The organism is Streptomyces sp. NPDC043870 (assembly GCF_056435785.1).
The window spans coordinates 60,834-84,313 of sequence record NZ_JBWKDT010000021.1; the positions used below are offsets into that span (position 1 = coordinate 60,834).

At 71.1% G+C, this 23,480-nt stretch carries 17 protein-coding genes and 1 pseudogene; 6 read left to right on the forward strand and 12 right to left on the reverse strand.

Features of this window, described 5'->3' with window-relative positions; translation table 11 throughout:
• Positions 1–69: 69 nt before the first annotated feature.
• Positions 70–730 (reverse strand): annotated as a pseudogene (locus AC0699_RS23970) (spherulation-specific family 4 protein).
• A 479-nt stretch (positions 731–1,209) separates the two neighbouring features.
• Here AC0699_RS23970 and AC0699_RS23975 point away from each other — a divergent pair.
• The 3 genes from AC0699_RS23975 to AC0699_RS23985 all read left to right on the forward strand — a co-directional run bounded on the left by AC0699_RS23975 (position 1,210) and on the right by AC0699_RS23985 (position 4,572).
• On the forward strand, positions 1,210–1,992 hold the full coding sequence (locus tag AC0699_RS23975; protein WP_478663650.1) for an amino acid ABC transporter ATP-binding protein: 783 nt from the start codon (positions 1,210–1,212) through the stop codon (positions 1,990–1,992).
• Between the two features lie 81 nt (positions 1,993–2,073).
• Positions 2,074–2,916: a glutamate ABC transporter substrate-binding protein gene (locus AC0699_RS23980; protein ID WP_478663653.1), complete on the forward strand. Its 843-nt coding sequence runs from the start codon at positions 2,074–2,076 to the stop codon at positions 2,914–2,916.
• 141 nt (positions 2,917–3,057) lie between these two features.
• Entirely contained in the window at positions 3,058–4,572 is a 1,515-nt protein-coding gene (locus AC0699_RS23985; RefSeq protein WP_478663655.1) for a DUF6056 family protein, read from the forward strand.
• Here AC0699_RS23985 and AC0699_RS23990 read toward each other — a convergent pair.
• The 7 genes from AC0699_RS23990 to AC0699_RS24020 all read right to left on the reverse strand — a co-directional run bounded on the left by AC0699_RS23990 (position 4,547) and on the right by AC0699_RS24020 (position 12,968).
• Entirely contained in the window at positions 4,547–4,957 is a 411-nt protein-coding gene (locus AC0699_RS23990; protein ID WP_478663657.1) for a GtrA family protein, read from the reverse strand. The two genes, AC0699_RS23985 and AC0699_RS23990, sit on opposite strands and share 26 nt — an antisense overlap.
• Positions 4,954–5,943, reverse strand: a complete 990-nt coding sequence (locus AC0699_RS23995) for a glycosyltransferase family 2 protein (RefSeq protein ID WP_478663660.1) — start codon at positions 5,941–5,943, stop codon at positions 4,954–4,956. The genes AC0699_RS23990 and AC0699_RS23995 overlap by 4 nt, the downstream gene beginning before the upstream one ends.
• A 147-nt stretch (positions 5,944–6,090) precedes the next feature.
• Positions 6,091–7,005 (reverse strand): carbohydrate ABC transporter permease, encoded by a 915-nt coding sequence (locus AC0699_RS24000; RefSeq protein WP_478663661.1) that lies wholly within the window; start codon positions 7,003–7,005, stop codon positions 6,091–6,093.
• Positions 7,002–8,375 carry a carbohydrate ABC transporter permease gene (locus AC0699_RS24005; protein WP_478663663.1) on the reverse strand — a complete coding sequence of 458 codons (1,374 nt, stop codon included), beginning with the start codon at positions 8,373–8,375 and terminating at the stop codon, positions 7,002–7,004. Before AC0699_RS24005 ends, AC0699_RS24000 begins: the two co-directional genes overlap by 4 nt.
• A gap of 4 nt (positions 8,376–8,379) precedes the next feature.
• Positions 8,380–9,687, reverse strand: a complete 1,308-nt coding sequence (locus AC0699_RS24010; RefSeq protein ID WP_478663806.1) for an ABC transporter substrate-binding protein — start codon at positions 9,685–9,687, stop codon at positions 8,380–8,382.
• Between the two features lie 105 nt (positions 9,688–9,792).
• Entirely contained in the window at positions 9,793–11,463 is a 1,671-nt protein-coding gene (locus tag AC0699_RS24015) for a glycoside hydrolase family 13 protein (RefSeq protein ID WP_478663665.1), read from the reverse strand.
• A 221-nt stretch (positions 11,464–11,684) separates the two neighbouring features.
• Positions 11,685–12,968, reverse strand: coding sequence for an ABC transporter substrate-binding protein (locus AC0699_RS24020; protein WP_478663667.1), 1,284 nt, complete (start codon positions 12,966–12,968; stop codon positions 11,685–11,687).
• Positions 12,969–13,149: 181 nt separating this feature from the next.
• Here AC0699_RS24020 and AC0699_RS24025 point away from each other — a divergent pair, with 181 nt between their 5' ends.
• The 3 genes from AC0699_RS24025 to AC0699_RS24035 are packed head-to-tail and all read left to right on the forward strand — an operon-like array spanning position 13,150 to position 16,730.
• A complete protein-coding gene (locus AC0699_RS24025) occupies positions 13,150–13,665 on the forward strand; it encodes a PadR family transcriptional regulator (protein WP_453665143.1) in 516 nt (171 codons plus the stop codon).
• Positions 13,662–14,432 carry an ABC transporter ATP-binding protein gene (locus AC0699_RS24030; RefSeq protein ID WP_453665141.1) on the forward strand — a complete coding sequence of 257 codons (771 nt, stop codon included), beginning with the start codon at positions 13,662–13,664 and terminating at the stop codon, positions 14,430–14,432. The genes AC0699_RS24025 and AC0699_RS24030 overlap by 4 nt, the downstream gene beginning before the upstream one ends.
• A 3-nt stretch (positions 14,433–14,435) precedes the next feature.
• Positions 14,436–16,730 carry an ABC transporter permease gene (locus tag AC0699_RS24035; RefSeq protein ID WP_478663670.1) on the forward strand — a complete coding sequence of 765 codons (2,295 nt, stop codon included), beginning with the start codon at positions 14,436–14,438 and terminating at the stop codon, positions 16,728–16,730.
• Between the two features lie 21 nt (positions 16,731–16,751).
• Here AC0699_RS24035 and clpX read toward each other — a convergent pair whose 3' ends face one another.
• The 4 genes from clpX to AC0699_RS24055 all read right to left on the reverse strand — a co-directional run bounded on the left by clpX (position 16,752) and on the right by AC0699_RS24055 (position 23,407).
• A complete protein-coding gene (gene clpX / locus AC0699_RS24040) occupies positions 16,752–18,032 on the reverse strand; it encodes an ATP-dependent Clp protease ATP-binding subunit ClpX (protein ID WP_478663674.1) in 1,281 nt (426 codons plus the stop codon).
• Between the two features lie 227 nt (positions 18,033–18,259).
• Positions 18,260–20,971 carry a SpoIIE family protein phosphatase gene (locus AC0699_RS24045; protein WP_478663676.1) on the reverse strand — a complete coding sequence of 904 codons (2,712 nt, stop codon included), beginning with the start codon at positions 20,969–20,971 and terminating at the stop codon, positions 18,260–18,262.
• Positions 20,972–21,137: 166 nt separating this feature from the next.
• The gene (locus tag AC0699_RS24050; RefSeq protein ID WP_478663679.1) at positions 21,138–21,782 is read right to left on the reverse strand and encodes a hypothetical protein; all 645 of its coding nucleotides are present in this window, start codon (positions 21,780–21,782) and stop codon (positions 21,138–21,140) included.
• Complete coding sequence (locus tag AC0699_RS24055) at positions 21,779–23,407, reverse strand: serine/threonine-protein kinase (protein WP_478663682.1); 1,629 nt, start codon at positions 23,405–23,407, stop codon at positions 21,779–21,781. The genes AC0699_RS24050 and AC0699_RS24055 overlap by 4 nt, the downstream gene beginning before the upstream one ends.
• Positions 23,408–23,480 lie beyond the last annotated feature (73 nt).

The following is a 23,480-nucleotide window of genomic DNA, read 5'->3' on the forward strand; positions in this document are numbered from 1 at the left end:
GGGTTCGAGGAGCAGCCCGCGGTCAGCAGCACGGCGAGCAGCAGGCACAGCAGCGGCAGGCAGGGCGGGTCACGGTGCCTCTCCGTACAGGCCGGGCGGCGGCGCCGCCCAGGGGTTGGGCAGGCCGTCCGCGACCGCACAGGACACCGCCGCCCCGCGTTCACGGGCCGCCCGCTCGGCGACCCGGGCCAGCGCGGGCGGCACGCCGTACACCAGATGGCAGAACCGCTCCGGCGGATGGCGGGTGGTCCAGCGCGGCAGCGTGAAGGACGACAGATAGGCCGCCCACGGGCCTTCGAACGTCATGAGCAGATCGGCGATACGGGCATAGCCGGGCGCGGGATGGACCCCGTGGTTGAGGACGACGTGCTCGCACCCCGCTGCCGCGCCGCCCGCACGAGGTGACGGCAGCCGGGCAGGGCGGACCGGTCGGCCGGTACCTGGTCGAAGAAACAGCCGTCGGTGCCGTACCAGGCGCGATGGCGGTCCAGGTCCCGGATCACCGCGGAGCCCGGGCGTACGCCGTAGTCCAGATCGACATAGCCCAGGACACGGGTGCCCGCCGCCCGAAGGGCTCGGGCGGCGGAGACGAAGGCCGGATCGGGCGCCGTGCCGGGGCCGTCCGCGGCGTTCAGCACCGCGCCGTAGAGCCGGTCCCCGGCGGCGGCGAGCAGCCGCCAGGCGTCCGGGTCCTGCGCCGGTGCACATAGAGCGGCACGAGGAGGTTCACCGCTCGCAAGGTCCGCTGTGTGCGGATCCGCTTCATGCGGTGAAAGTCCCTCCCCGTAACCCCCCAGCGCAACGGTGCCGCTCTCCCCGGGGAGCGCGCCGCCGTTGTGCCCTGTCTCGTCACATAGTGGAGGCTCCGTGTGGTTCATGTGTGCCTACGGTGAACGTTGACGGAAAAGTGCAGGTGTCGCGTCGGGGCCGGGGGCGGTGCGCTTCGGCGCGAGGGGAGTCCAAGCGGGCACGGAGGGTAAACGCTTGCAGCAGTCAGTGGTCTGGACAACACGCCGGACACAATCGGCGAGCGTTTTCGGCCAGGAGGTGCCGCTGGGCGGCCGGCGGAGCGAGTGCGCTCGCTCGGCCGCGGCCGGTCCCGCGTACATGACGACCGCTCACCGCCCCTGGTCCGACGGGCCGGGGCGAGCGGGTCCCCGCCCGGCCTCCGGCGTGCGACCCGCTCGATGCGGACGGACGATGAAGCCGATGAGCGGAGCGGCGGTGAGCAAGAAACACCTCGGGCCGGGCACGGGCGGTGCCCTGGTCGTGCTCAGTGACGTCAACAAGCACTTCGGCGCCCTGCATGTGCTCCAGGACATCAACCTGACCATCCACCGCGGCGAGGTGGTCGTCGTCATCGGGCCGTCCGGGGGCGGGAAGTCGACACTGTGCCGCGCCATCAACCGGCTGGAGACGATCGACTCGGGCGAGATCGCCATCGACGGCAGGCCGCTGCCCGCCGAGGGCAAGGAGCTGGCCCGGCTGCGCGCCGACGTCGGCATGGTCTTCCAGTCCTTCAACCTCTTCGCGCACAAGACCGTGCTCCAGAACGTGACGCTGGGCCAGATCAAGGTCCGCAAGAAGGACAAGAAGGCCGCCGAGGAGCGGGCGCGCTCGCTCCTCGACCGGGTGGGTGTCGGCTCGCAGGCCGACAAGTACCCGGCGCAGCTCTCCGGCGGCCAGCAGCAGCGCGTGGCCATCGCCAGAGCGCTGGCCATGGACCCGAAGATCATGCTGTTCGACGAGCCCACGTCCGCGCTCGACCCCGAAATGATCAACGAGGTGCTGGAGGTCATGCGGCAGCTCGCCCGCGACGGAATGACCATGGTCGTCGTCACCCATGAGATGGGGTTCGCCCGTTCGGCCGCCAACCGTGTGGTTTTCATGGCCGACGGCAGGATCGTGGAGGAGACGATCCCCGACGAGTTCTTCAGCAACCCCCGCACCGAACGCGCCAAGGACTTTCTCTCCAAGATCCTTCACCACTGAGCCCGGTCCCCGGCACCTCCCGGCATCCGCCGGAGACCCCGGGACACGCGCACCACCCGGCAATCCCCAGGGATGATCACCATGAAGATTCGCAAGGTCTCCGCCGCGACCGCCGCGGCGCTCGCGCTCTCCCTCGCCACCGCGGCCTGCGGATCCGGCGGCGGTGGCGGCGCCGACAGCACGGAGAGCGGGAACCACAAGATCACCATCGGCATCAAGTTCGACCAGCCGGGCATCGGCCTGAAGACCCCGGACGGCAAATACACCGGCTTCGACGTCGATGTGGCGACCTACGTGGCCAAGCAGCTCGGCTACAAGCCGAGCGACATCGTGTGGAAGGAAGCCAAGAGCGCCGACCGCGAGACGCTGCTCCAGCGCGGCGACGTGGACTTCATCGCGGCCTCCTACTCGATCAACGACGAGCGAGCAAAGAAGGTCGACTTCGCCGGTCCGTACCTCCTGGCGCACCAGGATGTTCTGGTTCGCGCGAACGACAACTCCATCACCAAGCCGGCGGACCTGAACAACAAGAAGCTCTGCTCGGTCACCGGCTCCACCTCGGCACAGAACGTCAAGACGAAGCTCGCGCCGCAGGCGCAGCTGCAGGAGTACGGCGGCTACTCCGAATGCCTGACAGGGCTGGAGAACAACGTCATCGACGCCATGACCACCGATGACTCGATCCTCGCCGGCTACGCCGCGCAGGACCAGTTCAAGGGCAAGTTCAAGCTGGGCGGCTTCAAGCTGAGCAATGAGAACTACGGCATCGGTGTCCAGAAGGGCAGCGAGCTCAAGGCGAAGATCAACGCAGCGCTGGAGAAGATGGTCGCGGACGGCACCTGGAAGGAGTACGTCGAGAAGAACTTCGGTCCGGCCGGCTACCAGAGCGAGCCCGCCCCGAAGATCGGGGTCGTCGTCGGCTGATGCCCGGTGCGCTGAGCACGGAGGCGGCACGGCCACACCCCAGGACGCCCGCCCGCCGCCGCTGCTCCCCTCGTGGCCCGTGCTGCTCCACCTGGTCGCCGCCGGTTGCCGGTGCCGTGAACGGCGCATCTAGTGGCGAGCATGGCTGTCGGCGCATCAAGCGTGAGCGTCCCGCGGGAACCGGAGGAACCGCCCGGCCGTCCGGGCCGGTCGAAGGGCCCCGGCGGCAGCTCGTTCACGACCGCATGGGTCGTGGGTCTCACCTCGCTGCCCCTCGGGCTGCTCGCCGTCGCCATCTGGCTGGGCCGCCACGTCCGGCCCGGCGCGGACGAGTGGTGCTTCCTGCCCCACGTTCGTGATCACGGCGTCGCGGGGCTGATCGGGAAGTTCTACGCCATCGACAACGGCCGGATCGGCAACGGCCTGCTCGTCGCGCTCTACGCACAGTTCCCGGTCCCCGGTCATCAATGGTTCGCGCTGATCAGCGGGTTGCTCGTGCTGGTCCTGCTGTGGGCCCTCATCGGCCAGTTGCTGCGCGGAGCCCGCCGGACGGTACCCCGCGGAGTCCCGCTGCTCGTGGCGGCCATGGTCACGGCGGTGTTCCTGTTCGCCACGCCCAACACGTACAAGACGTTCTACTGGCCCGCCGCGTCCGTCTCGCACACCCTGGCCCCCGTGCTCGCCTGCGCCGCGGCCCTCCCCCCGCTCGCCGCCCGCGGCCGCCGGGGCCGTATCGCCGCCCTCGCCGTCGTCCTGGCGGCGGGGGTCTTCCTGGGCACGCTGTCCGAGGAGACATCGCTCGTCGCCCTGGTGGTGCTCTCCGGTCTCCTGCTGCTCAGCCGCCGGCTCTTCACCGAACAGGTACGGGCCCATGTCCGCGCTTCGGCCCTGCTCGGCATGGCCGGGGTGGCCATCGGGACGGCCGTGCTGCTGACGTCGCCCGGATCGCGCAACCGGCGCGAGCGGTACGGCGCCGGGACCGCCGGCATGCTCGCCCCCGAATCCCTGGCCGCCTCGGCGCGCGGCTTCGCGCGGATCCTGGAAACGGTCCTCACGACCTGGCAGTACGGGGGCGCCGTCGCCGCGGGCGTGCTGCTGGGCCTGCTCGCGCGGGCCCGCACTGGGACCGGCCCTGCGGCCCTGCGGCCGTGCAGGCCGCTGCTGATGACCACCTTCGGCGTGCTGGCCTTCCTGCTCTCCGGCTACCTCTGCACCGTCGTCACCCACCCCGTCTTCGGCGCCCGGGTGGTGTCCGCGCAACGGACCTGGAACGACTACCTCCTGCTGTACGTCCTGGTCCTCGTGGCCGCCGGCGCCTTCCTGGGACGGGCGCTGCGTACCCGGCTGCCCCGGCGGTGGACAGGCGTGGCGACGGCGGCGGCCGCGGCGCTGTACGCCACGGCCGTCGTGGGACTGGCCGGACCGCTCCACCATCTGGGTGAGGACATGCGCGTACGGGCCGGGCGGTGGGACCGGCAGGACCAGTGGCTGCGCGCCGGGGCGGCGAACGGCGCGAAGGTGCTCCCGTACACACCCCTGTCGGTCAGCGGGATGCTGGAACCCTTCGGCAACCACGGGCGCAACCTCTGGCCGGCCCGGTGCGTCGCCGACTACTACCGGCTGGACCGGGTCACTTACTCGACACGGCTTCCGTGACCGGCTTCTTCGCGCCGGAGGTGATCGCCCACCGCGCGAGCAGGAACGACAGCGGTGTGACCAGAGCGCCGGCGGCGAGGGCGGCGAGATGCTCGTCCATGCCGAGCCTGCTCACCGCCAGGTGGAGCAGTAGCCCGCTGCCCGCGAGATTGGCCACGCCCGACACCGGATACCGGAGGAACGCGCGCCACGTCGGTCGCGTGCGGAGTGTGACGTACGAGTTGAGCAGGAACGATCCCGTGATGCTCACGGCGTACGCCAGCGCGTGGGCGGCCAGATAGGGCAGCCAGACGTTCAGTGCCGCGTACACCGCGAAGTACACGGCCGTGTTGGCGAGGCCGATCACGGCGAAGACGGTGAACTGGCGGACGCCGACGGCGTTCATGTGTGCGGCCGGGCCCGTCCGGCGGCCTCCGCCGGGAGGCCGCCGGAGCGCAGCGGTGCGGACTCGTCCGTCTCCCGCACGACATAGGGCGGCCGCCGCTTCGACTCGTGGTAGATCCGGCCCACGTACTCCCCGATGACGCCGAGCGTGGCCAGCTGGATTCCGCTCAGCGCGACGACGGCGGTGATGAGGGTCGCGTATCCCGGCGTGTCGACACCGTTCAGCACGGCGTTCGCCACGATCCACAGCGCGTAGACGAGAGCGGACAGAAACAGCCAGAGACCGGTGTGGATCGCCAGGCGCAGGGGACGGCTGTTGAAGGAGAGCAGTCCGTCGATGCCGTAGTTGATCAGCCGTCTGCCGCCCCACTTGGACCGCCCGGCGGCCCGCCGGACGTTCCGGTACGTGAAACTGACGGTGTCGAAGCCGATCCACGAGAACAGCCCCTTGGAGAAGCGGTTGGTCTCCGGCAGCGACAGGACGGAGTTCACCGCGCGGCGTGACAGCAGCCGGAAATCGCCGGCCCCGTCGACGATCTCGACGTCCATGAAGTGACGTACGAGTCGGTAGTAGGCCCGGCTGAGCGCGGTGCGCACGGCGCCTTCGCCCGTTCGGTCGCGCCGGGCGACGACCTGGTCGTAGCCGTGCCGGTGCAGCTCCAGCATGCGGTGCACCAGCTCCGGGGGATGCTGCAGGTCGGCGTCCATGAGGACGACCACGGCCCCCCGGGACATCCGCATCCCGGCCAGCAGGGCGGCCTCCTTGCCGAAGTTCCGGCTGAAGGAGGTGTAGCGCACCCGCGGAGCGTCCGCCGCCAGCTCCCTCAGCCGCTCGACGGTCCCGTCGCCGCTGCCGTCGTCGACGTAACAGATCTCGAACCGCTCCCCGGTCAGCTCCAGCGCGCTGGTCAGGGCGGCGTGGAAGGCGCCGATCACCTCGCTCTCGTCGAAGCACGGTACGACGACCGAAATCTGGATCGCTGGCATCTCTCCAGTGGAACGCGCGGACCGGCCGGGGGCCGCTGCACTTACTCCGCACGAGTGGACCGCCCGAGCCGGAGCAGTGAGAGGGGCCGGTGGAGCCGGCCCCGCTGGGCTGCCACAGCCGTGGCAGCCCACCGGGGCCGTGCGGTCTCACTTGACCGAGCCCGCCATCACTCCCTGGACGAAGTGCCGCTGGAAGGCGAAGAACACCACGACCGGCACGATCAGGGAAAGGAACGCGCCCGGCGCCAGGACGTCGATGTTGCTGCCGAACTGGCGTACCTGGGACTGCAGCTCCACGGTGAGCGGCTGCGAGGAACTGTCGGCGAAGAGCAGCGCCACCAGCATGTCGTTCCACACCCAGAGGAACTGGAAGATCGCCAGGCTCGCGATGGCCGGGCGGCCCACCGGCAGCACCAGCCGGGTGAAGATCCGCCACTCGGTGCCGCCGTCCATCCGCGCCGCCTCCAGCATCTCCCGTGGAATGTCGGCGAAGTAGTTCCGCAGCAGGAAGATGGCGAACGGCAGCCCGTACGCGACGTGGAAGAGCACCACGCCCGGGATCGTGCCGAACAGCCCCAGCTGACCGAAGAGTTTCGCGACCGGAAGCAGACCGACCTGGACCGGCACCACCAGCAGCGCCACCACGAGCAGGAACAGCCAGTCCCGGCCGGGGAACTCCAGCCAGGCGAAGGCATATCCGGCGAGCGCCGCGATGGCGATGACCAGAGCGGTCGCGGGCACCGAGATCAGCACGGTGTTCCAGAACGCCTGAGTGATCCCGGCGTTGCCCAGCAGTGCCGAGTAGTTGTCGAAGGACAGCTGCCCGGGACCGGTCAGGGTGGTCCACCAGCCGCTGCTCGCATTGTCCTGCGCCGAGCGCATCGAGGAGAGCAGCAGCCCGGCGAGCGGGGTGATCCAGACGAGGCCGATGACGACCAGGAACGCCTGGACCAGACCGTTGCCGAGCCAGCGGCCGAGCCGGCCCTTGGACCGTGGGCGCAGGGGCGCGGCGACGGCGCCCGGCTCCTTCGCCACGGTCCGGCGGGGGGTGGTGACGGTCATGACTGACTCCTGCGGAAGCGGCGGACGTTGAAGACCATGGCGGGGATCACCAGCAGCAGAAGCAGGACGCCGAGCGCGCTGCCGAGCCCCTGGTTGTTGCCGCCGCCGAAGGAGACCAGCCACATCTGGGTGGCCAGCACCGTGGCGTCCTCCTGCACCGGACCCGGCGCGATGATGTAGACGAGGTCGAAGACCTTCATCACGTTGATCACCAGGGTCACGAAGACCACGGTCAGGATCGGCGCGAGCAGGGGCACGGTGATCCTGCGGAAGACCTGCCACTCGTTCGCGCCGTCCATCCGGGCCGCTTCGAGCGCATCGCGCGGCAGGGAGGACAGCCCGGCGCCGATGAGCACCATGGCGAAGCCGGTCCAGATCCACAGGTACGCGCCGATGATGGCCGGCGTGACCAGGGCCGGGCCGAGCCAGGAGACACCCTCGTAGGGCTGGGCGAAGTTCTCCGCGGGCAGCCGCACGGTGTACGCGCCCGGGTCGAGAGCCGGGAAGCGGAAGGAACCGTCGGCCGCGGTGGTGGCGGTGGCGACCGTCCTGCCGTCCCGCACCGCCTCGACCCTCATCTCCGGCAGTCCGCTCTCGGCCGTGTCGACCTGGCCCTGCTCACCGCCTCCGCCCGGTGTGAAGTCCAGGTAGACGACGCCGCGCAGTTCGCGCCCGGCCGCCTTCCGGGAGGCCGCCTCGTACGCGGGTTCCGCGCCGGCGGGCAGCTCCTTCGGCTTCACGCCGACGAGTCCGAGGCTGACCGTGGTGCCGGGCGACACCGCTTCGGCCGTCGTGTACGACCCGTCCGGGCCCTTGGCCAGACCCTGGTCGTCCCGGGCGCGGGCGGTCGGATACGAGGAGGTGCCCGTGAACGAGTCGTGCACACCGACGACCGCGGCGTTCAGCACGCCCTTGTCGGGGTCCTCCTCGTACGCGAGGCGGAAGATGATGCCGGCCGCCAGGAAGGAGACCGCCATCGGCATGAACAGCAGCAGCTTGAACGCGGTGGCCCAGCGGACCTTCTCCACCAGAACGGCGAGGATCAGTCCGAGCCCGGTGAGCAGCGTCGGGGCGACGACGACCCAGATGGCGCTGTTGCGGATGGCCTTGAGGGTCGCCGGGTCGCGGAACATCTGGGTGTAGTTCTCGCCGCCGACGAAGCGTGTACCGCCCGCGTCGAAGAAGCTGCGGCCCACCGAGAACAGCACGGGGTAGACGACGAGTGCGCCGAGCAACAGCAGCGCCGGCAGCACGAAGACCAGAGCGATGACCCGCCGGCGCCGCTGGGCGCGGCGCCGGGGGTTCGCGGATCCGGCGAGCGGCGGGCTCGTCGGTCCGGGGGTGGGGGTGGGGGTGGCGACAGCGGTCATGACCTCAGCCCTTGTAGGCCTTGGCCGCCGCGTCCTCGAGCTTGGCTGCGGTGGCCTTGGGGTCCGACGGGTCGCGCAGGAAGTCCTGGAGCAGTTTCCACTCGCCCGCGCCCTTGGTGCCGCCGAAGGCGGCCGGGGCCTGGTCGGACATGTCGAAGCGGATGGAGTCGGCCGCCTCGATCAGCGACGTGGCGGTTTGACGAGTGGTGTCGTCGCCGTACGACGCGAGGTCGAGCTTCTTGTTCGGGGACAGGAAGCCGCCCGTCTTCGCCCAGACGGCAGCCGCCTCGGGGGTCGCCAGGTACTCCACGAGGGCCATGGCGGCCTCCTGGTTCTTGCCGTCCTTCAGAACGACGGCGGCGTCACCGCCACTGACGACGGGCGCCTTGCCGCCGTCGACCGCCGGGAAGGGGAAGAAGGCGGCGTCCTCGCCGATCTTCTTGCCGAACTGGTCCTTGGCGACACCGGCCACGAAGTCGCCCTCGTAGACCATTCCCGCCTCGGGGTCGGGACCGAAGACCTTCTCGACCGAGCCGGGGAAGTCGGTGCCGAGCGCGCCCTTCTGGCCGCCCGCGATCAGCTGCTTGTCGGCGAAGAGCTTGCCGAGGGTGGTGAGCGCCTGCACCACGCTGGGGTCGGTCCACTTGAGCGTGTGCGTGGCGAGCAGGTCGTACTTCTCGGGGCCGGCCTGGGAGAGGTAGATGTTCTCGAACCAGTCGGTCAGCGTCCAGCCGTCCTCACCGGCGACCGCGAAGGCGGGCAGCCCGGAGTCCGAGACGGTGCGGCCCGCCTTGAGCATGTCCGCGTACGACTTCGGCGGCTTGACCCCCGCCTGGTCGAGGGCGTCCGGGCTGTACCAGACGGTCGATTTGTGGGCGGCCTTGAAGTAGAGGCCGTAGAACTTGCCGCCCACGGTCCCGTACGACTTCCACACGCTGGCGAAGTTGCTCTCGACGGCCTTCGCGGTGGTCGAGGAGAGTGGCTTGAGCCAGCCCTTGTCGGCGAACTGCTGGAGCACACCCACCTGCGGGACCATCACCACGTCCGGGGCGTTGCCGCCCTCGATCTTGCTGCCGACGACGGTGGAGACGTTGTCACCGGTGGACACGAACTGGGTCTTGGCACCGGTCTTGGCGGTGAAGGCGTCCAGCACCTTCTGGAAGTTCTTCTGCTCGGCACCGGACCAGACGCCGGCGACGTTGACCGTCTGTCCGGCCAGCGACTTGTCACCGCCGCCCGCGGGGGTGACGGGGCCGCCGCCGCAGGCGGTCGCGCCGAGGGCGAGGGCCAGGGCCGTGCAGCTCGCAAGCATCATGCGTCGTGGCGTCATGGTGATCTTCCTTCTGGAGCAGGGAATTGGCGGAGGACCGGAGGTTCAGGGACGGGGGCTCAGAGGTCGGTTCCGGGAACCGGGCGGTCACGGGTTGGTGGAGTCGGTGATCCACCAGGCGGCGGTGGATCCGGGCAGTACGCCGTTGGGACAGGGCCCGCTGGACAGCAGTGGGGCACCCGAGACGGGGGCGGGCACCGGCGCGGTGTCGAAGTTGACGGCGCAGACGAGCCCGTCGCCGCGGACGAAGGCGAGGACACCGGGTGGGGTCTCCAGCCAGCGCAGGGTGCCTTCGCCCAGCTGCGGCAGCCCGCGGCGCAGTTGCAGCCCGTCGCGGTAGAGGTGCCAGAACGAGCGGGTGTCGGCCAGCGCGCGGTCGGTGGCGTGCTCGGCGAACCAGCCCGGCTGCGGCAGCCAGGGCTTGGCCCCCTCGGCACCGGAGGTGAAGCCGAACGGCGAGGCGTGACCCGACCACGGCAGCGGCACCCGGCAGCCGTCGCGGATGCGCGCCCGGCTGCCGGTGCGCCGGAAGATCGGGTCGGTGAGAACCTCGTCCGGCAGGTCCACGACCTCCGGCAGGCCCAGCTCCTCGCCCTGGTAGATGTACGCGGCACCGGGCAGCGCCAGCATCAGCAGCGCGGCGGCCCGGGCGCGGGCTGCGCCGAGGCCACTGCCCTCGGTGCCGGACTCGCCGTACCGGGTGACCGTACGGACCTGGTCATGGTTGTTGAGGACCCAGGTGACGGTGGAGCCGGTGCCCGCGATGTCCTGTATCGCCTCGGATATGACCTTGCGGAACGCGCTCGCGTCCCAGGCGGCGCCCAGCAGGTCGAAGAAGAACGCCTGGTGCAGCTCGTCCGGACGAACGTACTGGGCGTGTTCGCGCGCGGTCGGTACGGAGACCTCGCCGACCAGCAGCCGTTCCCGGCCGTCCCGGGCGGTGTACTCCTCGCACACGGACCGCCAGCGGCGCCACACCTCGTGCACCTCGGGCTGGTTCCAGGCGAGTGGGTTGACCGAGTCGCGGGTGCGCGCGTCGGCCTCGGGGTCCGGCGAGTCGGGCAGCTCCGGGTGCTTGAACAGCCCGGCGGCCACGTCGATACGGAAACCGTCGACGCCGCGGTCCAGCCAGAAGCGCAGGACGTGGTCGAAGTGGGCGCCGACCTCGGGGTTGCGCCAGTTCAGGTCGGGCTGCTCGGGCGTGAACATGTGGAGGTACCACTGGCCGGGACTGCCGTCCGGCTCGGTGACGCGGCTCCAGGCCGGACCGCCGAACATCGCGTGCCAGTTGTTCGGCGGCACGTCGCCGCCCGGGCCGCGGCCCTCGGCGAAGTGGAAGCGGGCGCGTGCGGCGCTGCCGGGGCCCTCGGCGAGCGCCTCACGGAACCAGTCGTGCTCGCTGGAGCAGTGGTTGGGGACGATGTCCAGGAGCACCTTGATGCCGAGCCGGTGCGCGTCGGCGATGAGGAGACCGAACTCGGCGAGGTCGCCGAAGACCGGATCCACGTCGCAGTAGTCGGCGACGTCGTAGCCGTGGTCGTGCTGCGGCGAGGGGTAGAAGGGGCTCAGCCATATGCCGTCGACGCCGAGCTTCTTGAGGTACGGCAGTCCGGCACGGACGCCGGCCAGATCGCCGATTCCGTCCCCGGTGCTGTCCAGGAAGCTGCGGACGTACACCTGGTAGATCACCGCGTCGCGCCACCAGCGGTGCGTGAGGCGGTGCGAGAGGCCGTCGCCGGCCGGGGCTGTGAGCGTCACCCGTTGACCTGTTTCTGCGTGAAGGGGTGCCCGCGACCAGAAGGTCAGCGGTTATGCATGCATGTTAAGTAGGAGTGTCGAGAAGGTGTCAACGGTCGTGCAGAAACAACAGGAGAGTTGGACCTTATGTCCCGATTTGTTCGCACCGCTTGAGTCCAGTGCGATGTGATGTCGTTACCTAACAGGTAGGTAGAGCGAGAAAGCGTGAGGGGAGAAGGAGATCAGCCGCGGCGTGCGACGGCCGCCAGCTCCGTGGAAAGCCTGCGCACCGCTGCCGCGGGGTCCTGGTGCTGCGCCATCGCGTCGTGGACGACGGCCTGCACCACGAGGCTCACCTGCTCGTACCGCGCGCTCTTGGGTCGCGGCGCGGCCGCCAGCACGCTCGCCCGCAGCGCCGGCAGGTACGGGAAGTCCCGCACCAGCTCCGGGTCCTGGTACAGGGCTGCCCGGACGGGCGGCAGCGCGCCCTCCGTGAGCACCTTCCGCTGCACCGGGGCGCTGGTGAGATACGCGATCAGGTCGCCGGCGGACTCCGGGTGCCGCGCATGCGTGCTCACCGCGAGATTCGACCCGCCCAGGACACTCGTGCCCGCCCCGTCGGGGCCGGGAAGTGGCACGGCACCGAACTTCTCGGCGACCTTGGAGTCCTTGCCCGAGGCGCCCGCGTACGCGTACGGCCAGTTGCGCAGGAAGAGCAGCCGGCCGTCCTGGAAGGCCTGCCGGGACTCCTCCTCCTTGTACGTCAGCGCTTCCTTCGGTATCCAGCCCTCGTGCACCCCGCGGGCGAGGAATCCGAGGCCGGTGCGGGCCGCGGCCGAGTCCACGGTGACCCGGCCGTCGTCGCCCAGGATCGTGCCCCCGGCCGAGTAGACCGCCTCGGTGGCGTTGACCGTGAGGCCTTCGTACGGGAGGAACTGGCCCGCGTAACCCCCGACGCCGTACCGGGGCGCGATCGTCCGTGCCTGGCGCTCCAGCTCCGCCCACGTCCGCGGCGGATGCTCGCCCTCCCGCTCGAGGATGTCCTTGCGGTAGTACAGCATCCCGGCATTCGTGACATAAGGGACGGCGTACAGCTTTCCGTCGTACGTTGCCGTGTCCGCCACCGGCGGCAGGAAGCTCTTCAGCGCGAAACGGTCCGGGTCCAGCGGGGATATCCATCCCGCGGCGGCGAACTCCGAGGTCCAGGCGACATCGATGTTCAGGATGTCGAAGCGCCCGCCGCCCGATCGCAGTCCCGTGGTCATCTGCGCACGGGTCTCGTCGGCGGAGTCCGGCAGCTCGACGAGAGTGACCTTCTCGGTGGGATGACTGCGGTTCCAGCCTTCGAGCAGCGGACCGAGATAGCCCGTGAGATCCCCGGCCGTGGCCAGGGTCATGGGACCGCGTCCGCCGCCGTGCGCCGACCCCGCCGGAGCGCCGCCCGCCTGCGTGCCCGACGACACGTAACCGGTCAGGACGACCACCGCGACCAGGAGACCCCTACCCGCGGCACGTATCCACCGCATAGGTTCCTCCCTGTACACCGGCGCCGGGCATCCTTGTCCTGCGTCAGGGCATGTATACCCGTTAGGCATGGGCGATACTAGGGCCCGTATCAGATTACGAGAGCGATCCGGGCCACATGACGGACCGCGGCGACGGCCGCTCTCGGCGCACAGGCGGACAACAGGGAGGAGGGGAGCACGCGTGCGTCTGCCCCTCCTGGCTCTCCTCTCCCGGGGCCCCGCCCATGGCTACGAGCTCAAGCAGGACCTTGAGCAACTGCTGGGCGCCGCGTACCCTCAGCCGAACATCGGCCAGATCTATGTGACACTCGGCCGACTGGAGAAGTCGGGACTGATCGAGGGCGAGGAAGTCGCCCAGACCAGCCGGCCCAACAAAAAGATCTACCGCCTCACCGACGCCGGGACGGAGGCGCTGCGCGCCTGGTTCGAGGAGACGGCCGACGAGCCGCGAGTGCGGGACGAGTTCTTCATGAAGCTCGCCCTGGCCCCGCGGACCGGACTCGCCGACCAGATCGCCCTCATCAACAAACAGCGACGCGAGTACCTCAACACCATGCGCAATCTGTCGAAGCTGTCCACGACCGAGAACCGGGACAACCGCATCGCCAACCTGCTGATCGAGGGAGCCATGCTGCACCTGCAGGCCGACCTCGACTGGCTGGAGCGCTGCCAGGAGGAGCTGGAGGGGCTGGAATGAGCCACCCCACCGAACAGGGAGCGCCCGGCCCGGTCCCCCTGCTGCGGGCCGAGGGCCTCGTCAAGACCCACCACGGCGAAGGCGCCCCGGCCCACGCCGTACGCGGCGTCGACCTGTCCGTACGGCACGGCGAGTTCGTCGCGGTCAGCGGGCCCTCGGGCGCCGGGAAGTCGACGCTGCTGCATCTGCTCGGCGGGCTGCAGCGGCCGGACAGCGGCAGCATCTGGCTCGACGGCGAGCGCACCGACTCCTACAGCGAGGCCCGCTGGGCGATGGAGCGGCGGCGCCGGATCGGCATCGTCTTCCAGTTCTTCAACCTCGTGTCGAACCTGACGGTCGCCGACAACGTCGAACTCCCCGCCCTGCTGGCCGGCACCGGCCCCAAGCAGGCGCGCGCCGAACGCGAGAAGCTGCTCGCCGAACTGGGCCTGGAGGGCAAGGCGCGCAGCATGCCCGGCGAGCTGTCCGGCGGTGAGCAGCAGCGCGTCGCCCTGGCGCGGGCGCTCGTCAACCATCCGCGGCTGCTGCTGGCCGACGAGCCCGCGGGCAGCCTCGACAGCAAGGGCACCCGCGAGGTGATGCGTCTGCTGTCCCGCTTCCACCAGCGCGGCCAGACCATCCTGCTGGTCACGCACGACGCACGCCTCGCCAGCGCCGCCGACCGTGTGATCAGCTTCTTCGACGGCCGGATAGCCGACGACGCCGAACTCGGCGGCACACCTGCCCGGGGCACCGGACTGTCCGGCGTCCTCGAGCTGAAGGACTGACCCGTGCGGGCCACTCTGCGCTGGGCACACGCCGATCTGCGCACCCACCGCGGCGAGGCGCTGTTCATCGTCTCCGCCACCGCGGGAATCGTCGCCGCGCTGCTGCTGGCGGCCGCGCTCTTCGGCTATGCCACCAACCCCTGGCAGCGCGTCTTCGCCCAGACCCACGGGGCGCACGTCTGGATCCACACCGGGCCGTCCGCCGACGCGGGCCGGCTCGCCGCCCTGGACGGCGTCGCCTCCGTGTCCGGCCCCTACCGCACCGCCTCCGCGACCGTGGCCTCACGCGGCGCCCGGGCCACCGTGGAAATGCGCGGCGCGGACGCGGAACCGCCCGCCACCGGCCGCCCGCTGCTCACCTCCGGCCAGTGGCTCACGCCCGGCACGCCGGACGGCGTCGTCCTGGAGAGCAGCCTCGCCCGCGCTCTGGTCGCCGGGCCCGGCGACACCCTCACGCTGCCCGGCACCGGGCGCACGCTGACCGTCCTCGGCGTCGCCGACACCGCGGAGCCCCGCTACCGCCCCGGCGAGCGCTCCGGCACCGTCTGGGCCCTCCCCCCGGCCGTACGGCAGACGGACGGCCTGCCAGGACACGTCATCGGGCTGCTGCTCGCCGACCCCGGCGACACCGACTACACCGTCCAGCGCGCCGTCACCGAACTCGGCGCCGGTGCCGTCACCGACGTCTCCAGCTGGCAACAGGCGCGCGCCGAGGCCCAGGGCGACACCAGACTGCTCGGCCAGGTCCTCGGGCTGTTCGGACTCGGCGCCCTGATCGCCGCCGCGCTCGCCGTCTTCGGCGCGATCAGCACCCGGGTGCGCGGCCACCTCCGGGACATCTCCGTCCTGAAGGCCATCGGCTTCACTCCCGGCCAGGTGGTGCGGGTCTTCCTCGTCCAGCACCTGGCGTTCGCCGCCCTCGGAGCCGTCGTGGCCACCGTGCTCACCGAGACCCTGGGCAGCCGCGTCCCCGGCAGGCTCGGGGAGGCGATCGGCGTCTGGCAGGGACTGCCGGGGCACACCGCCGCCCTGCTCGCGGTTCCCGTCGCCGCGGTGCTGTTCATCGGCGCCACCACCTGTCTCGCCGCATGGCGGGCCGGACGGGTGCCGCCCGTGCCCATGCTCCCCGCCGGGGCCGCCCCGGGCGGCCGGCTGTCGGCACCCGCCAGAAGGGCCCTCGGCCTCGGGCTGCCGCCCGCCCTGGTCCTCGGCTGGCACCGGGCCTTCACACGCGGCCCCAACGCCCCGGCCACCGTCCTCCGGCTGGCCCTGCCCCTGCTGCTGATCACCGTGGCGGTCAGCGCCTGGACGACCATCGCGCGCTTCGACACCAAGCCGGAGGAGCTCGGGCTCGCCGCCGCCCTCACGGCCCGGGCGGACGTCACTCTCGGCGACCGGGAGGCCGCGGCCCTGCTCGACGCCGATCCCCGCGTCGCGGCCGCCCATCCGGGCGTCGAGGTCGCCGCCCTGATCCCCGGGCAGACCGGGACCATCGCGCTGCGCGGACTGGGCACCCGCGAGCGGCCGTACCCGTTCACGGTGGCCGAGGGGCGGCCGGCACACGGCCCCGACGAGGCGGTGGCCGGACAGGGACTGCTCGATCTGCTCGGCGTCCGGGTCGGCGACTGGGTACGGATGACCGTCGGCGGACACCCGCAGATCCTGCACATCGTCGGCCGCAGCATCGAGCCGGAGAACGGCGGCCGCACCGTCTCCACCTCGCTCGACACCCTCCGGGAGAACGACCCGGAGCTGCGCGCGACCCTCTACCAGCTCCAGCTGCGCCCCGGCGCGGACCCGGCCGAGGTGCGCACCGCGCTGACGGACGCCTCACAGGGACGACTCGACGTCCACGAGGTGACCAGCCCGGCCGACCGGCTCTCCCCGATGCGCGGGGTCGTGGCCGGTCTCATCGCCGTACTCGCCCTGATCGGACTCACCGAACTGTCGACGGCGATCGGCGGGAGCGTACGAGAAGGAGAACGGGACCTGCTGGCCCTGAAGGCGATCGGGCTGTCGCCGCGCCAGATCACCGCGGTCACCGTGACGGCCGTCGGCTGCACCGCGCTGGCCGCCGCCGTGGTGGGCGCGGCCCTGGGGGTGCCTCTCGCCCGCTGGCTGATCGACTCCGAGGGCCGCTCCAGCGGCATCGGTGCCGGCATCGCCCAGACGCCGTCCCCGCTCCATCTGCTGCTGCTCGCGGCCGCCGCCGTACTGGGCGCGATCGCCCTCGCCGCGCTGCCCGCCGCCCGCGCCGCCCGCCGCAGACTCGTGGACACCCTCAGCGCTGTCGCCTGACGCGGTGTGGCCGGCGCCGCGTCAGGCGGGCTGCTCGCCCAGCTCCTCCGGCGGGGGCCGTCGAGTGACGACGAGGGGGCTGACGTCCTCCCGGACCGTGCGCTCGTTGATCACGACCTTGGCCACGTCCTCGCGGCTGGGGATGTCGTACATGACGGGCCGCAGCACGTTCTCCATGATTCCCCTCAGGCCGCGCGCGCCGGCGCCGCGCAGCATGGACATCTCGACGATCGCCTCGAGCGCGGACCGGCTGAACTCGAGTTCGACGCCGTCCATGCCGAAGAGCCTCTGGTACTGCTTGACGAGCGCGTTGCGCGGCTCGGTGAGGGTCTTCATCAGGGCGGCCTTGTCGAGGCTCGACACCCGCGCGATGACCGGGAGCCTGCCGATGAACTCCGGGATCAGCCCGAACTTGATCAGGTCGGCCGGCATCACCTTGGCGAACACGTCCCCCTCCGCGGTCCCGTCGGTCCCGTCGTCGTGGGGGAGCTCGGCGGCGAAGCCCATACCGCGCCGGCTGACCCGCTCGTCGATGATGGTCTCCAGGCCCGCGAACGCGCCGGCCACGATGAACAGCACGTTCGCCGTGTCGATCTGGATGAACTCCTGGTGGGGGTGCTTGCGGCCGCCCTGCGGGGGGACCGAGGCGGTCGTGCCCTCCAGGATCTTCAGCAGGGCCTGCTGCACCCCCTCGCCCGACACATCGCGAGTGATCGACAGGTTCTCGCTCTTGCGCGCGATCTTGTCGATCTCGTCGATGTAGATGATGCCGGTCTCGGCGCGCTTCACGTCGTAGTCGGCGGCCTGGAGCAGCTTCAGCAGGATGTTCTCGACGTCCTCGCCCACGTATCCGGCCTCGGTGAGCGCGGTGGCGTCCGCGATGGCGAACGGCACGTTCAGCAGCCGGGCCAGGGTCTGGGCGAGGTAGGTCTTTCCGCAGCCGGTGGGGCCGAGCAGCAGGATGTCGGACTTGGCGACCTCGACGGGATCGTCGCCGTCCTCCATGCCGCGCACGCGCTTGTAGTGGTTGTAGACGGCCACCGCGAGCGATCGCTTGGCCGTCTCCTGGCCGACCACGTACTGATCGAGGAACTGGTGGATCTCCGTCGGCTTGGGCAGCTCGTCGAGGCGGGCCTCGGTGACATCGGCCGGCTCCTCCTCGATCAGCTCGTTGCAGAGTTCGGCGCATTCATCGCAGATGTGCACGCCGGCGGGCCCGGCGATGAGCTTCCTCACCTGCTTCTGGCTCTTCCCGCAGAAAGAACACTTCAGCAGGTAGCCGTCCTCCCCGATGCGTGCCATGAACGTGCCCAGCCCCCTCCGGACGGTCCCGTCATCCAGATGGTACGTATTCCGGGCCGGCGGACGGCGGTTCAAGGGATGCCCCAGGTCACCCGGAGAGTCCCGGGTACGCCCGGGTACGCCCGGGTACGCGGAAACGCAGGAGCGCACCCGCGCCAGGTGTTGGCCGCGGCCCGGGACGAGTTCGCGCGGTCGACGGATCGCGCCGGATCGACCCTCGGAGGACCTCAGAGGACCTCGCTGTCGAGGTCGAAGAGATCGAGCAGCGCCTCACCGTCCGCGTCCTGCGGGGCGCCCTCACCGGGCAGGGGCTGCTCCGCCCAGATGATCTTGCCTTCGGCGGTGTACCGGGTGCCCCATCGCTCGGCGATCTGGGCCACGAGGAACAGGCCACGGCCTCCCTCGTCCGTCGTGGCCGCGTACCGCAGATGCGGCGAGGTGCTGCTGCCGTCGGCGACCTCGCAGGTCAGGCCCTGGTCGTGGAGCAGCCGCACCCGGATCGGCTGGGTGCCGTAGCGAATCGCGTTGGTGAGCAGCTCGCTGAGGATGAGTTCGGTACCGAACGCGAGATCGGACAGCCCCCAGTCCGACAGTGTCCTGCCCGCGGCGGCGCGCATCCCGGCGACAGCGCTGGGATCGGACGGCACACTCCACTCGGCGACCCGGTCGGGCCCCAGGGTGCGGGTGCGGGCGATGAGCAGAGCCACGTCGTCCTTCGGACGAGCGGGGAGCAGGGCGTCCAGCACCTCCCGGCAGCTCTCGTCCGGCGAGCGGTCGGCATGGGCGAGAGCCTGGCGCAGCAGCTCGATTCCGACGTCGATGTCCCGGGTGCGGTCCTCGATGAGCCCGTCGGTGTAGAAGACCAGCCGGCTGCCCTCCGCGATCTGCAGCTCCGCTGTCTCGAACGGCATGCCGCCGAGGCCCAGTGGCGGCCCGGCCGGGAGCTCGGGGAACTCGACGGTGCCGTCGGGGCTGACGACGGCGGGCAGCGGATGCCCGGCCCGGGCCATGGCACACGACCCGGAGACGGGGTCGTAGATCGCGTAGATACAGGTCGCCCCCGCCATCGACGTACCGCCGTCGCTGCCCGTCTCGTCCTGGTCGATGCGTCCCACCAGTTCGTCGAGGTGACCGAGTAGTTCGTCGGGAGGCAGGTCGAGCGTGGAGAAGTTGTGCACCGCGGTGCGCAGCCGTCCCATGGTCGCGGCCGCGTGCAGGCCGTGACCGACGACGTCACCGACCACCAGTGCCACCCGGCTGCCCGGCAGCGGGATCACGTCGAACCAGTCGCCACCCACCCCGGACTGCGCGGGCAGATAGCGGTGCGCCACCTCGACGGCGCTCTGCTCGGGCAGGGCGCGCGGCAGCAGGCTGCGCTGCAGCGTCACGGCCAGGGCGTGCTCGCGGGTGTAGCGGCGGGCGTTGTCGACGGACACGGCGGCGCGGGCGACCAGCTCCTCGGCCAGGGACAGGTCCTCGTCCTCGAACGGGCCGGGTTTCTCCGAGCGCCAGAAGTTGGCCACGCCCAGGACGACACCCCGGGCCTGGAGCGGCACCGTGATGAGGGAGTGGATGCCGTATTCGACGATCGCCTTCGTCCGCTCCGGGTCCTGCGCCCGCCAGCCCATCGCCTGGGACAGGTCCGTCACCACCTCCGCGCGTCCGCTGCCGAGCCCACGGGCCTGCGGGGTCGAGGGGAGGAAAGCGATCAGCCGGCCGCGTTCGTAGAGGGGGTGGTCGTCCCGGATGCCGCTGACCGCGGTGCGGCGCATGTTCCCGCCCGCGCCGTTCGGCTCGTCCCCGTTGAGGACCGGGTCGGCGAGGTCGACGGTCACGTAGTCGGCGAAGGAGGGGACCGCGATGTCGGCCAGCTCCTCGGCCGTACGTGTGACATCGAGCGTCGTGCCGATGCCCACCCCGGCGTCGTACAGCAGCTTGAGGCGCTTCCGTGCGACCTCGGCCCGGCCCGTCAGGGCCTGGAGCTCCGTGGAGTCGCGGATGGTCGCGACCGTACCCATCGGACCGCCGGGGCCGTCGGTGGGCCGCTGGTTCACCACCAGCAGCCGGTTGCCCGCGGCATGGACCTCGTCCGTGGCCGCGCGGCCGGAGGCCAGCAGCTCCGCGGTGGAGGGATCGAGGCCGTCCAGCTCTTCCACGGGCCGTCCCTCGGCGTCGGGGCCCAGCTCGAGCAGCCGTCTGGCCTCGTCGTTGGCCAGCAGGAGCGTGCCGTCCCCGCCGACGATGACGACGCCTTCCCGTACGGCGTGCAGCACGGCGTCATGGTGTTCGTACATCCGGGTCATCTCGGCCGGACCGAGCCCGTGCGTCTGCCGCTTCAGACGTCTGGTCGCCAGCGCGGTGCCGGTCGTGGCCAGGCCGAGGCCGACCGCGCCGCTGCCGAGAATGACCGGCAGTTGCTGGTTGAGCGCCTCGGACGCGTTCTTGACGGTGAGACCGGCGGAGACCAGGGCCACGACCGAGCCATTGGGATCGGTCACCGGGACCACTGCCTGCACCTCTTGCCCGAGCGGTCCGTCGACGCTCTCGAGGAGAACCTCGCCCCTCAGCGACGGTTCGATGGTGCCGACGAAGCGATGGCCGATCCGTTCCGGCAGCGGATGCGTATAACGGATTCCCTTGGTGTCCATCACCACGATGAAGTCGACGCCCGCTGCTTTGCGGGTCTCCTCGGTGATCGGCTGGAGCACTTTGGAGGGATCGGGCGACTTGAGGACGTCCAGAAGTCCCGGAGACTGGGCGAACGTTTCCGCGACCGCGACCGAACGGTTCCGGGCCTCGCGGTCACTGTCGTGCCGGGTCTGGAGCACCAGCGCCAGGATCGCACCGAGCACAAGCAGGACCACGACCGCCACCTGGAGGACGAAGACCTGCCCGGCGACGCTCCTGGGGCGCTTGCCGATCAGTGGCCGAACCGACACGCCCCGCAATCGGTCGAAGGGCCTGATCACGCGTCCTTTCTAGCACCGCTGAGCCCAATCGGGCCATACGCGACAACATGTGGTTACGGCGAGGTGCGCAGGAAGGCCACAAGCTGGTGATCCGCTTGAGTGCATCTCCGGTGCCCCCGCAAGCGAGGCGGGCCGGTCAGGGGCAGCTGTGGGTGAAGCCGGCTGCCGCCGTGTGGCGGCTCGGCGAGGTGATCCGCAGCTCGGCCCGGGCGTCATAGGCGCCCTCGCCGTGGAACGTCCACAGCAGACGGAGGCGCGCCTGCCGCTGTCCGCGGGCCAGCCGCTCGTTCAGCACCTCCGACGTGGTGCCGTCGTTGCGTACCCAGTGGTACGTCAGGCTGCCGGGCCGCCCGTCGGTGTCGACCAGGGCCGTGATGACGGCTGTGCCGTCGCAGCCCGGGCCGGCAGGGTCGGTGCCCACCGTCACGCCCCGGACGGCGAGCCCGGGCCCGTACCGCTGCCAGGCGAGGAAGCCGAGGACGACGAGCAGCACCACGGCGGCCAGGGTGTAGCGGCGCAGCCCCGCGAGCCGGGACGTGCGGCGCCCCTGCGGCCGGGGCGTGCCGCCGGCGAGAGTGCCGTGCCAGACGGTGGCCGTGTTGTCCCGGTCGTACCGCTCACGGACGGCCGCAGTCACCCCCGGGCCGAACCGGAGCACCGTGCCCTCGACCGCGTCCGGGACCGGCTCCGGCCGGTCGACCCAGTGGCTGGCCAGCACCGTCGCGCTGTATTCGTCCTCGGGGTCCGGCCGGCCGGTGAAGGGGATGCGCGGATCGTTCATCCGACGGTGCACCTCCTGGTCAGGATCTCCTGCTGGGAACCGCCGTTCGCGGCGGCCGGCGTGCTGCTCGCCAGGACCCTCCAGTAGCAGGCCCTGCTGTTCTGGAACGTGTGCTCGACGGTGAGGGTGTACTGCGTGGCGCCGCTGCGTTCGAAGGTGCCGGCGGTGCCGTCCGGTGTGCCGGGACCGCCCTGGGACTGGGCGGTGGCCCAGTCCAGCGTGATGGTCACGGGGCCGGTCCCGTCGGTGACGATGTCCACGGTCGTGGTGGCGGTCGTCGAACCGGTCTGGCGCAGCGAGCTGACGGACACGGAGGTGACGGTCACCGCGGGCGGCTCCGGCGTGACGGGCGGTTCGGAAACGGCCGGCGGTTCGGAAACGACCGGCGGTTCGGACGCCGTGACCGGCGGCGCGGACGGGCCAGGATCCCCGGAGGACGGTGTGGGGGCCGGCCCGGTGGCGCTCGGGGTCGGTGCCGGCGAGACCGAGGCGGTCGGCGAAGCGCTCACTGCCGGCGGGGCGGACAGCCGCGGGGACGCCTCGTCCGGCGGCACGGCACTGGTGGTGGCGACCGCCTGTGCCGTCGTACGCACCGGAGCCTCACCGGTGGCCCGGGCCGCGATGACCAGCACGAGTCCCAGTACGAGGGCGAGCGACGCGGCGAACAGCCCCTGCTTGCCCGGCCACAGACCGCCGAGCCGGTGGCCGCGCCCCAGCGAGGTCGTCGCCCGTGCCGGGGCTCCCGCGGGCTGTGGTCCCGCCGAAGGGAACATCAGTGGCAACAGCGCCGCCAGCGCGGCGAGTTTCCGCTGGCCGCGCTCCTCCCACTGCGGGCCGTAGGCCGCGCAGGCGGTCTCCTCCAGCTCCGCCACGAACGCCTCGGCGTTCTCCGGCCGGTGCTCGGGTTGCTTCGCCAGCCCGCGCCGGATCAGGGGACGCAGCTGCTCGGGCACGTCCGCCTCCGGCACGGGCGCGCTGGTGTGCTGCAGCGCCAGCTCGGCGAAGTTCTGCCCGGTGTAGGGCTTGCGGCCGGTCACGCACTCGAAGAACGTCGCCGTCGCGGCGTACACGTCGGCGGCGGGGGAGGCCGGCTCTCCGCTCCACTGCTCCGGCGCCATGTACGCGGGAGTGCCCGCCACCCCGGGGGTCGTACCGCGGCTCGCGGCGATGCCGAAATCCACGAGCTTGGACGAACCGTCCGCCGCCACCAGCACGTTCTCCGGCTTGTAGTCCCGGTGCACCACACCCGCCCGGTGCGCCGCCGCGAGTCCCAGCAGTGACCCCTTCAGGACCACGAGAGCGGGCTCAGGGCCCGTGCTCCCCTCCCTGGCGAGGAGGGCGCGCAGGGCGATGCCGTCGACCAGCTCCATGACGATGGCCGCACCGTCCGGCGCCTCGACGTACTCGTACAGCCGTACGACATGAGGCGTGTCCAGCTCGCCGAGGAGCTGCGCCTCCGAGCGGAACACCCGCACGAAGCCCTCGTCGCGGCGCATCCGCTCACTGAGGTACTTGACGGCGACCGGCGTGCCCGTCGCGTCGTGGACGGCGAGCACGACACGCCCGCTGCCGCCCGAACCGAGTTCCCTGGTCTCCGTGTATCCGGGGACCGCCCATCCGTTCATCCCGCCCCCTGGGTCCTCTCCGGCCTGATCGACCGGACAGGACCTGGTCCTGTCCGGCCTCCGACGCGTGCGC